The 10,528-nt window shown below is 59.6% G+C and carries 12 protein-coding genes; 8 read left to right on the forward strand and 4 right to left on the reverse strand.

All coding sequences use genetic code 11. The features are described 5' to 3' along the window. Positions 1 to 4 precede the first annotated feature (4 nt). The 4 genes from GVL50_RS00660 (at position 5) to GVL50_RS00675 (ending at position 4,896) form a co-directional block, all read left to right on the forward strand. On the forward strand, positions 5 to 859 hold the full coding sequence (locus GVL50_RS00660) for an NUDIX domain-containing protein (protein ID WP_159811383.1): 855 nt from the start codon (positions 5 to 7) through the stop codon (positions 857 to 859). A gap of 215 nt (positions 860 to 1,074) precedes the next feature. Beyond that, the gene (chrA, locus tag GVL50_RS00665) at positions 1,075 to 2,283 is read left to right on the forward strand and encodes a chromate efflux transporter (protein ID WP_159811384.1); all 1,209 of its coding nucleotides are present in this window, start codon (positions 1,075 to 1,077) and stop codon (positions 2,281 to 2,283) included. A 106-nt stretch (positions 2,284 to 2,389) separates the two neighbouring features. Next, entirely contained in the window at positions 2,390 to 2,896 is a 507-nt protein-coding gene (gene msrA / locus GVL50_RS00670; protein ID WP_159811385.1) for a peptide-methionine (S)-S-oxide reductase MsrA, read from the forward strand. A gap of 140 nt (positions 2,897 to 3,036) precedes the next feature. Next, entirely contained in the window at positions 3,037 to 4,896 is a 1,860-nt protein-coding gene (locus GVL50_RS00675) for an ABC transporter ATP-binding protein (protein ID WP_159811386.1), read from the forward strand. Positions 4,897 to 4,923: 27 nt separating this feature from the next. On the opposite strand, the gene GVL50_RS00680 is transcribed toward GVL50_RS00675, so the two are convergent. Both GVL50_RS00680 and GVL50_RS00685 read right to left on the reverse strand, forming a co-directional pair. After that, positions 4,924 to 5,109 carry a hypothetical protein gene (locus GVL50_RS00680; RefSeq protein WP_053119766.1) on the reverse strand — a complete coding sequence of 62 codons (186 nt, stop codon included), beginning with the start codon at positions 5,107 to 5,109 and terminating at the stop codon, positions 4,924 to 4,926. A gap of 1 nt (position 5,110) precedes the next feature. After that, complete coding sequence (locus GVL50_RS00685; protein WP_159811387.1) at positions 5,111 to 5,458, reverse strand: hypothetical protein; 348 nt, start codon at positions 5,456 to 5,458, stop codon at positions 5,111 to 5,113. 165 nt (positions 5,459 to 5,623) lie between these two features. Between GVL50_RS00685 and GVL50_RS00690 the strand changes: the two genes are divergently transcribed. Together GVL50_RS00690 and GVL50_RS00695 are read left to right on the forward strand one after the other, a co-directional pair. Beyond that, a complete protein-coding gene (locus GVL50_RS00690) occupies positions 5,624 to 6,064 on the forward strand; it encodes a TspO/MBR family protein (RefSeq protein ID WP_053119764.1) in 441 nt (146 codons plus the stop codon). Then, on the forward strand, positions 6,064 to 7,098 hold the full coding sequence (locus GVL50_RS00695; RefSeq protein ID WP_159811388.1) for an alpha/beta hydrolase: 1,035 nt from the start codon (positions 6,064 to 6,066) through the stop codon (positions 7,096 to 7,098). Before GVL50_RS00690 ends, GVL50_RS00695 begins: the two co-directional genes overlap by 1 nt. Before the next feature lie 131 nt (positions 7,099 to 7,229). Here GVL50_RS00695 and GVL50_RS00700 read toward each other — a convergent pair whose 3' ends face one another. Further along, the gene (locus tag GVL50_RS00700) at positions 7,230 to 8,330 is read right to left on the reverse strand and encodes a polyamine ABC transporter substrate-binding protein (RefSeq protein WP_159811389.1); all 1,101 of its coding nucleotides are present in this window, start codon (positions 8,328 to 8,330) and stop codon (positions 7,230 to 7,232) included. 70 nt (positions 8,331 to 8,400) lie between these two features. Beyond that, entirely contained in the window at positions 8,401 to 9,213 is an 813-nt protein-coding gene (locus GVL50_RS00705) for a carbon-nitrogen hydrolase family protein (RefSeq protein ID WP_159811390.1), read from the reverse strand. Positions 9,214 to 9,432: 219 nt separating this feature from the next. Here GVL50_RS00705 and GVL50_RS00710 point away from each other — a divergent pair, with 219 nt between their 5' ends. Both GVL50_RS00710 and GVL50_RS00715 read left to right on the forward strand, forming a co-directional pair. Then, the gene (locus GVL50_RS00710; RefSeq protein WP_159811391.1) at positions 9,433 to 9,936 is read left to right on the forward strand and encodes a thiol-disulfide oxidoreductase DCC family protein; all 504 of its coding nucleotides are present in this window, start codon (positions 9,433 to 9,435) and stop codon (positions 9,934 to 9,936) included. Positions 9,937 to 10,008: 72 nt separating this feature from the next. Beyond that, positions 10,009 to 10,452 (forward strand): PaaI family thioesterase, encoded by a 444-nt coding sequence (locus tag GVL50_RS00715; RefSeq protein WP_159811392.1) that lies wholly within the window; start codon positions 10,009 to 10,011, stop codon positions 10,450 to 10,452. The last annotated feature ends 76 nt before the right edge of the window (positions 10,453 to 10,528 follow it).

Genomic DNA, 10,528 nt, shown 5'->3' on the forward strand with positions numbered 1-10,528 from the left:
GTTCATGAATCACCGCAATGTGCGCATCGTCGCCCAGCATCTGCTGTCGGACAACTGGTACATCCTGAAGAAAATCGATTTCGAACTGCAACGTCGCGACGGCAGTTGGCAGGCGCTCACCCGTGAGGTCTACGATCGCGGCAATGGCGCCACGATCGGTCTCTACAATCTGGCGAAACGCACCGTCATTCTCATCCGCCAGTTCCGCATCCCGACGTTCGTCAATGGCCATGAGGGCTACCTGATCGAAACCGCTGCCGGATTGCTGGATGACGCCAGCCCTGAAGAGCGCGTGCGCCTTGAGGCCGAAGAAGAAACCGGCTATCGCGTGCAATCGGTGCGCAAGGTCTACGAAGCGTTCATGAGCCCTGGCTCGGTGACTGAACGCCTGCATTTTTTTGTCGGTGAGTACCAGCCGCAAGACCGCATCAGCGATGGCGGTGGTCTGGCCGAGGAAGGCGAAGACATCGAGGTACTGGAGTTGCCGTTTGCCGAAGCACTGGCGATGGTTGATGACGGGCGGATCATGGATGGCAAGACCATCATGCTTTTGCAGTACCTCAAGCAAGTGATGCCGACGTCGCTGGCACGGACGATTGTGGTGTGTGGTTCAGATGATCGGGTAGCGCTGGCCACTGGTAGCGAGTTGCTGCAGGCGGGACATTTTCCGTTGGTGGCGTCGGCGGGGTTGGGGGATGGGGTTTATCGCGACTATGCGAAGGCGCTGTTGCAGCGCTGCGATGGGGTTTTGCATGTTGGTGGAACCGCCGGGAGCGCCGATCTGATCGAAGAACTGGCTGTGCAGCTGGGGCTGCCGATTTATCGCGCCCTCGACGAGATACCGGTTGGTAAACGGTAGGTTTGTGGTAGCGCGGCCGGCCTCTTCGCGAGCAAGCCCGCTCCCACAGGGGATCTGCGTCAAACGCGGATTTTGAGCCCGACACAGAACCCCTGTGGGAGCGGGCTTGCTCGCGAAGGGGCCCGCCCGTTCACCCTCAAAACATCTGAAAACGCTCCACTCAAGGAAGACACCTTTGAAAAAAGCTCTGGGCAACCTGCTGAGTAACCGTATTAATGGCCCAACCCTTTAACGAAACGCGCAGCAGTGCCTGGTCGGTGTTGGCAATCTTCTTGCGCCTGGGCTTGACCTCATTCGGAGGCCCCATCGCGCATTTGGGTTACTTCCACCATGAGTTCGTCACAAAACGACACTGGCTGAGCGAACGCAGTTATGCCGATCTGGTCGCGCTCTGCCAGTTTCTGCCAGGACCGGCCAGTAGTCAGGTGGGCATCGCATTGGGCATGTCACGCGCTGGCTATCGCGGAGCGCTGGCGGCGTGGGCCGGCTTCACGTTGCCATCGGCCGCTCTTCTGATTGTGTTCGCCTTGGGTATTTCCCGTTACGGCGATGCACTTGGGCCCGGCGCCCTTCACGGCCTCAAAGTGGTCGCTGTCGCGGTCGTTGCCCAAGCCGTCTGGGGCATGGCGAAAAACCTCTGCCCTGATTTCACGCGCATTGCTCTCATGGTTATTGCTGCGTGTGGCGCCCTGCTTGAACCGTCTGCGTGGGGACAGGTCAGCGTGATCGTCATTGCCGGACTTGCCGGTGTGTTGCTGTGCAAACCCGGGCCAAGCGATGCGCACGATTCACTGCCAATTCCGATCAGCCGCAAGTCCGGCGCAATCTGGCTGTCGCTGTTTTTTGCACTGCTGCTGGGCCTGCCACTGTTAGCCGGACTGACCGCTGACAGAAGCGTGGCAATGATCGACGCCTTCTACCGCGCAGGCGCTCTGGTATTCGGCGGCGGACACGTGGTTTTACCGCTGCTGCAAGCCGAGGTGGTGCCGCCCGGCTGGGTCAGTAATGAAACCTTTCTTGCGGGTTATGGGGCTGCTCAGGCGGTTCCAGGCCCATTGTTTACGTTCGCAGCGTTTCTGGGAGCGTCGATGAACCAGGCACCGTCCGGCTGGACAGGCGGCCTGCTTTGCTTGCTGGCGATCTTCGCCCCGTCCTTTTTATTGATCGCAGGGGTTTTGCCTTTTTGGGAGCGCTTGCGACGCAGCGTGCGCACGCGGGCTGCGCTTGCCGGGATCAATGCGGCGGTGGTCGGCTTGCTGTTGACGGCGCTGTACGACCCCGTCTGGACGAACGCCATTTTCACGCTTGAAGACTTCGGACTGGCGCTGGCAGCCCTGATCGCGTTGATGTTTTGGCGGCTTCCCGCGTGGCTGGTCGTGATCGGCAGCGGTGTTGTCGGCGGGTTGATGAGCACCACTTTGTGAGCGCCGTCGAAAGACCGGAAAACTAATCCGTGCCTTTTTCCTTGGAATCCGCCAACCCGCCCTCATAACTACGCAGACACCAATGCCCTCAAGAGGAAGCACTGACATGACCACTCAAACCGAAACTGCCCTTCTCGCCGGCGGCTGCTTCTGGGGCATGCAGGATCTGCTGCGGCGTTATCCGGGCGTGTTGCAAACGCGGGTCGGTTACACCGGCGGCGACGTACCGAATGCCACTTACCGCAATCACGGCAACCACGCCGAAGCCATCGAGATCGTCTTCGATCCGGCGGTGATCAGCTATCGGCAGATTCTTGAATTTTTCTTCCAGATCCACGACCCGAGCACGCCGAACCGTCAGGGTAACGACCTCGGCCCGAGCTATCGTTCGGCGATCTATTACCTCAGCGAAGCGCAACGCGACACTGCCGAAGACACCGCTGCCGATGTCGACGCATCAAAACTGTGGCCGGGCCGCGTCGTTACTGAAATCGAACCGGCGGGGCCATTCTGGGAGGCGGAACCTGAGCATCAGGACTACCTCGAACGTATCCCGAATGGCTACACCTGCCACTTCATCCGGCCAAACTGGAAACTGCCAAAGCGCGCCTGAGGGTCAGCGCAACGGGCATCTCCGTTAATCGCCACACTGCGTCGGGGTTGAAATCAGTCATCGGTAAATGACGGCTTCCGACCCTGATGCAGTCTTAAAGTGGCAAAATCGCCCTCATCTTTATCGTTTCGGAAACCACCATGCTTCGCGCTTTTGAAAAAAGACTCGACCCCTTCCCCCCAGACGAAGTACCGCCACCACCCGCAGGTCTGGCGCGGTTCCTTTGGGCCTGCACTCGCGGCACGCGCGGCTATATCCTGCTGTTTGCGCTGCTCAGTGCCGCAGTGTCGATCTACGAAGCGTGGCTGTTTTCGTTCCTCGGTCAGGTCGTCGACCTGCTCTCGACCTGGAAGGCTGGTGGCGAAGCCGGTGCGCAGGAAACCCGCGTGTTGTGGGGCATGGGCATCGTCATGGTGGCGAGCATCGGCCTGGTCGCGCTGCGCACGATGGTGCAGCACCAGATTCTGGCGATCAATTTGCCGTTGCGCCTGCGTTGGGATTTCCACCGGCTGATGCTACGGCAGAGCCTTTCGTTCTTTTCCGATGAGTTCTCCGGCCGGGTCACCACCAAGGTCATGCAGACCGCGCTGGCGGTGCGTGACGTGCTGTTCACCCTGATCGAAATTCTTCCCGGCATTGGCGTGTATTTCATCGCGATCATCGCGCTGGCCGGCGGGTTTGCATTGAAACTGATGCTGCCGTTCGTTGGCTGGATCGCCTTGTTTGGCCTGGCCATGGTCTATTTCGTCCCGCGTCTGGGCAAAGTCGGCCAGGAACAGGCGCATGCGCGCTCGTCGATGACCGGCCGTATTTCCGACGCCTACACCAACATCACCACGGTAAAACTGTTCTCCCACTCCAACCGTGAAGCGCACTTCGCGCGCGCGGCGATGGAAGATTTCAAACAGACCGGTTTTCGTCAGATGCGCCTGGTCAGCCAGTTCGAGATCGTCAACCAGGCATTGGTCGTCGGCCTGATCATGAGCGCCGGCGGCTATGCGCTGTGGTTGTGGCATTTGGGCGAAATCGGCACCGGTGCCGTGGCGGCGATCATCGCGATGGCCTTGCGCATCAACGGCATGTCGCACTGGATCATGTGGCAGATGACCGCGTTGTTCGAAAGCATCGGCACCGTGCAGGACGGCATGGCCACTTTCACGCGCAGCCCGAAAGTGCAGGATGCGCCGGACGCGAAGGGTTTGGTCACCTCCGGCGGCGCGGTCACGTTCGACAACGTCAGCTTCAACTACAACGGCGAACGCCAAGTGCTCGATGGCCTGAGCCTGAACATTCGTCCGGGCGAAAAAATCGGTCTGGTCGGGCGCTCCGGCGCCGGTAAATCCACGCTGATCAACTTGCTGCTGCGCTTCTATGATGTCGACAAAGGCCAGATCCGCATCGACGGGCAAGACATCGCGCACGTCACGCAGGACAGCCTGCGCAGCGCCATCGGCATGGTCACGCAAGACACATCCCTGCTGCACCGCTCGATTCGCGACAACATCGCCTATGGCCGCCCCGATGCCACCGACGCGCAAGTGCGCACTGCCGCCGCCAACGCGCAGGCCGATGAGTTCATCAGTCAATTGAGCGATCGCCAGGGCCACAGCGGTTACGACACCCTGGTCGGCGAGCGCGGCATCAAACTGTCAGGCGGCCAGCGTCAACGTGTGGCGATTGCCCGAGTGATGCTCAAAAACGCGCCGATCCTGCTCCTCGACGAAGCCACCAGCGCGCTGGACTCGGAAGTCGAAGTGGCGATTCAGGAAAGCCTCGACAAAATGATGGAAGGCAAAACCGTCATCGCCATCGCCCACCGACTGTCGACCATTGCGGCGATGGATCGACTGATCGTCATGGACGATGGGCGCATCATCGAACAAGGCACCCACACCGAACTGCTGGCCAAAAACGGCATCTATGCGCGGCTTTGGCACCATCAGAGCGGCGGGTTCCTCGGTGAGGATCAAGGGATTGCCGAGGCGATGGATCAGGATTAAGTACAAATGACCCGTAGCCGACAAACGCTACGGGCCACTGTAATGAATGAGCAACGCGATAAACGCCACGAATGGCGCGATCAGAATCACCCCGCCCACCGCCACCGCCCAGCCCCACGCAAATCCACTCTCGCCCTTGAAGCGGCCACCGCTGAGCAATCTCAGCACAAACACGCCGATGCGATGGGCTATCAGATCCAGGATGAAGTCCATTTTATCCTCGTGCGGCCACCGCACGCTGTTGTGAAATAGGCATCAGCACCGGATCGCTGTCTTCGGTATGCGAATAAACAAACCAGCGATCAGGTGGATCGTGAAGAATTCGGTGGACTTCAAACGGTCTTTTTCCACCTTTGGTTCGGTAGCCCAACCGGGTGTGATCTTTGTGGATCTGCACATTCTCAATACCGTGCTGCGCTATGGTTTTGCTAAATTCTTGGTCGATGCGTTTTCTATTACGGCGCTGGTGATTGACGTGCGCGCGGTATATCGCCAGGCACAACACGCTGAACGTCAGAATGAGGAGCCAGAGCCAGAGCGGGTTCCCGATAGGTTTATGCATTGTGCTTAGCAATCCCAAACAATATCCCTGCGCTGAGCGTAGCTGACCCGCCAGTGCTTGAACCGCAGACAATTCCAAACTTTTCGCCACGCCAGGCGTCTTCTCTCTAACACGGCCAACTCGGCCCTCCTCCCCCAACCAGCTGTTCACAGCTAAGGACTGGCGATGACTCTGTTCATTTTTCTTCTGGCCTGCGCGGCGGCGGCAACCACCGGCGTGATTTTCAAACCGGGCGAATGGTATGCGTCGCTGAACAAACCGCGTTTCACCCCGCCCAACTGGGCATTTCCGCTGGCCTGGACGGTGATTTATCTGTTGCTGGCCTGGGCCGGTTATCGCTTGACGCTGATTCCTGGCAGTCAGGTGGTTTTGGCGTTGTGGGCGGCGCAGATCGCGCTGAATACGCTGTGGACGCCGGTGTTCTTCGGCGCGCATCAAGTGTTGGCCGCGATGGTGATTCTGGTGCTGCTGTGGCTGGTGGTGGCGGTCATGGTGGTGATGGCGTTGCGGCTGGATGTGATCACTGGTTTGATTCTGTTTCCGTACCTCGTGTGGTTGTGCGTGGCGGCGGCGCTGAATTTCTCCATTCTGCGTAATAACCGTTGATGGGCGGCTTCAGGTCGACCCGAAAAGCACCGTGGCCGCAGGGCGAGCGGGAGTTGGCGGAGGTGCACGCCTTCAATAAAAAACTCGCCTGGTTGCCGCGTTTTCGCATTCGTAATCGGCTTACGCCGAGGCTGATTCAGGCGTTGTTGCGGCTCAGTCAGGTGGGCGGCGGCGCGAAGCAATTGCGTCAGCACGGCCTGACGGCTGAGCGAAGAATGATTAGCAGTGGCAGCGCCGCGGTGCCCGTTCGGATCATCCGCCCCAAAGGCCAGCCGAAAGGTGTGGTGCTGGATTTTCATGGCGGCGGTTGGGTCATCGGCAACGCGCAGATGAACGACAACTTCAACATCGCCATGGTCAACACCTGCGACGTCGCGGTGGTGTCGGTCGATTATCGTCTGGCCGTGTCGACGCCGATTGAAGGCCTGCTCGAGGACTGTCTGAACGCCGTACGCTGGTTGCTCAATGAGGACGAGTTTGCCGACCTGCCGGTTATCGTCGTCGGCGAATCGGCGGGCGGTCATCTGGCGGCAGCGACTTTGCTGGCACTGAAACAGTCACCGCCATTGCTGCAACGAATCTGCGGGGCGCTGTTGTACTACGGCGTTTATGACCTGACGGGAACGCCGAGTGTGCGCAATGCGCGGGCAGATACGCTGGTGCTGGACGGGCCGGGGATGGTTGAAGCGCTGCGCATGCTGACGCCGGACATGAGCGATGAACAACGGCGTCAGCCACCGTTGTCTCCGTTGTACGGTGACTTCAGTGGTTTGCCGCCAGCGCTGCTGTTTGCCGGTGAGCTGGATCCACTGAGGGACGACACGCTCCACATCGCCGAGCGCTGGATGAAATACGCACCGGTCGAGGTGTACCTGCTGCCTTCCTCGCCGCACGGTTTCATTCACTTTCCGACCCCGTTTGCGCAGAGTGTGCTGGCGTACAGTCGTGAGTGGATTACGGCGCGGATCGCGGATTGCGCCGCCAATGTAAATGGCATCGCAAGCTATCCCGCGACACGACGAACAACACCGTAATTGTGGCGAGGGAGCTTGCTCCCGCTGGACTGCGCAGCAGGCTCCTGCTCTTCGGAATTGAAAAGCGAGGGCCGCTACGCGCCCCAGCGGGAGCAAGCTCCCTCGCCACAGGTAATGTTTCATCAATAGATTCAGGTGCCGCTTTTAACTTTACTCCACACCCGCGTACGCACCCGTTCGATCTTCAGCGGCAATGGCTGCGAAGGAAACAGCGTCGCCAGTGTTGCGGCTGGCGGATAGATGTCCGGATTGTTCCGCAGGTTCTCATTGACGAAGGCCAGCGCCGTTTTGTTGCCATTCGGATAGCTCAGGTAGTTCGTGCTTTTCGCAATGACCTCGGGGCGCAGCATGTAATTGATGAATTGCATGCCCTGCTCCGGGTGCGGCGCGTCTTTGAGCAGGACGAGGTTTTCAATCCACACCGACGAGCCTTCGCGCGGAATGCGATAGGCCAGTTGTCGGCCATTCTTCGCCCGCTCGGCGCTGGTTTTCGCGTCGTACACGCCGCCCGACCAGGCGACCACCGCGCAGATGTTGCCGTTGGCCAGATCGGTGATGAAGCGTGACGAGTCGAAATAGGTGATGTAAGGGCGGATTTTCAGCAGCAGCGCTTCGGCTTTTTCGTAGTCGGCGGGGTTGGTGCTGTCCGGCGGCAGGCCGAGGTAGTGCAAGGTGATCGGGATGATCTCGCTCGGCGAGTCGAGCATCGCCACGCCGCACTGGCTGAGTTTCTTGATGTTTTCTTCCTTGAAGATCAGATCCCAGGAATCCGCTGGCGTCTCGTCGCCGAAGATTTTCTTTACCTGATCGACGTCATAACCAATCCCCGTGGTGCCCCACAGATACGGGATCGAGTAGCGGTTGCCGGGATCGTTTTGCGCGACTTTGGCGAGAATGTCCGGATCAAGGTTCGTGCGATTGCTCAACTGGCTGTTGTCGAGTTCCTTCAAGACGCCGGCCTTGATCAGGTTGGGCAATGCGCTGTTGGTCACCACAGCCACGTCGTAGCCGCTGCGGCCGACCATCAATTTGCTCTGCATGACGTCGGCGCTGTCGAAGGTGTCGAGCAGCATTGGCGTGCCGGTCTCTTTCTCGAAGTCTTTTGGCGCTTCCGGCGCGATAAAGTCGTACCAGTTGTAGAAGTTCACCGTGGGGCCCTGCGCCGAACTGACGGCCGCCACCAAGCCGCAAACGGTGAACACGCCAAGGTGCAGCAAACGCTTGAGTTTCATAGGAGCTCCTGGGGGATCGGCCAGCGCTTGGCCGTTCGCCGCGACATTGTTGTTATGGATAGCGCAAGGTTCAGGGGATCAGCAGCTCGCGGCGACCGTCCGGGTGTTCGGTGATGTCAGCGGCGAGTTTCAAACGTTTCTCGGCGCGATAATCGTAGAGCGCGCGGGCCGGAGCGATGCGCGTCATGTCCAGCTCGATGACATGCCGGCATTCCTCCGCGCCGGCTTCAAACAGACGCTGACCGAACGGATCGACGACGGTGCTGCCGCCGGCAAACACTTCGCCAACGCCATCGCCGACGCGATTGACCATGGCGGCGAACAGCTGATTTTCCTGCGCCCGAGCGGCGACGGCGGTGTGGTGAACGTGGCCGTAGGGCTGCATGTTGCCGTCGGTGATCAGGATCAGTTCGGCGCCGAGCGCGGCCAGTGCGCAGGCGCTTTCCGGGAACTCGATGTCGTAGCAAATCAACAAACCGATGCGCACTCCGCGCCATCGCACGGTGGCGAAGCGGTCGCCGGGCAACACCAGTTCAGGCTCGCCAACCCATAGATGGGTTTTGCGATAACTCAGGGCGATGCCTTCTGGGGTGATGAACAGCGTGGTGTTGTAGAGGCGCTCGCCGTCGCGTTCGATCAGGCCAACCACCACCGCGATATCGCGTTCGCGGGCGGCGGTGCAAATCGTCTGCACGTTTGGCCCGCTGAGGTTTTCAGCGAGTCGGGCAATGTTGTGATGGCCGAGAAAACCGGTGAGGTACGCCTCGGGAAACACCACGATGTCGGTGCAAGGCTGGCAGTCGGCGATCGTTTGCAGAATGCATTGCAGATTGTGCGCGGCGTCGCCATCGCGTCCTGCCAGCTGTACGAGTTCTAGTTTCATTGTCAGACCTTTCGGAAAATAGCGTCCTGGCCAGGAAGCAAGGCTTTGTCAAAGGTGCGACCAGTATGCGGATCGTGGCGAAACTTCCTATCACGCTGAGGGAGTACCCCCAAAGGGTTAGATACCGATCCATGCAGGAGCTGCCGAAGGTTGCGATCTTTTGATTCACCCAACACCCGGCTATGATCCGACGTGCCCCTCTGCCAAGAATCAGCCCCTATGCCCGCCACACAAACCCGCCCTACCCCAGCGCCCTTGCTGCAACCCGGTGAAACCGTGGTGCTGTTCGATGGCGTGTGCAAACTGTGCAACGGCTGGGCGCGTTTCTTGATTCGTCATGATCAGCAACGCCGCGTGCGGCTGGCGGCGGTGCAATCGCCCGAGGGTCAGGCGCTGCTGGCATGGGCGGGTTTGCCGATTGATCAGTTCGACACCATGGCGGTGATTCGTGACCGGCATTACTGGGAGCGTTCGGAGGCCTTTTTCGAAGTCATCAGCCAGTTACCCGGGCGCTGGCAACCGCTAAGGCTGTTGCGCGTCATCCCGCGTGCGTTACGCGATTGGGCCTACGACCGCATTGCGCGCAATCGCTATCGATTATTCGGCAAGTACGACACCTGCCTGTTGCCCAGTGCCGATCACGAACGGCGTTTCCTCAAAGCCTTCAACGCAGGCGTAACCCACCGCATCCCGTTATCGAAGGATATTCAAAAGCCTTATTAACTCGCACAAACCTTGGTTTCTGCCGCTGAGCCGCTATACCCAGTGACTCATGTCACGACAAGGATCAATACCATGGAAGATTTCACCGCCAGCAACCCCGATTACGACAAGCACGTGCCCGCCGCGGTGCTCAGCATGCCGGCGGCGAAACTGCTGGGTTTTCACTTCAACTACCTCAAACCCGGTCACTGCGAAATCGAGCAGCCGACGCGCAAAGAACTCACTCAGCACAACGGCTTTTTCCAGGGCGGAATCATCGGTGCGCTGGCGGACTTTGCCGGCGGTTCGTCGGCGGGCACCTTGCTGCCCCCTGGCTGGATCAACATGACCACGGATTTCACGGTCAAGTTGATCGCACCGGCCGACGGTGAAAAACTGCTCGCCCGAGGGCGGGTGATCAATGCGTCGAACAACACCACCGTGGCGGCGGCTGATTTGTTTGCGGTCAAGGATGGCAAGGAAACGCTTTGCGCCACGGCGCTGGTGACCATGCGCAACCTGCCGTACAAGGGCTGATCACAGCGCCCGCGCCGCCAGATCCGGTCTAGGCTCGGCATCTCTGTGGCAGGTCTACCGCGTTCGCGAGCGAGCT

It is taken from the genome of Pseudomonas sp. 18058 (assembly GCF_902706155.1).
GTDB classification, from domain to species: Bacteria; Pseudomonadota; Gammaproteobacteria; order Pseudomonadales; family Pseudomonadaceae; genus Aquipseudomonas; species Aquipseudomonas rustica.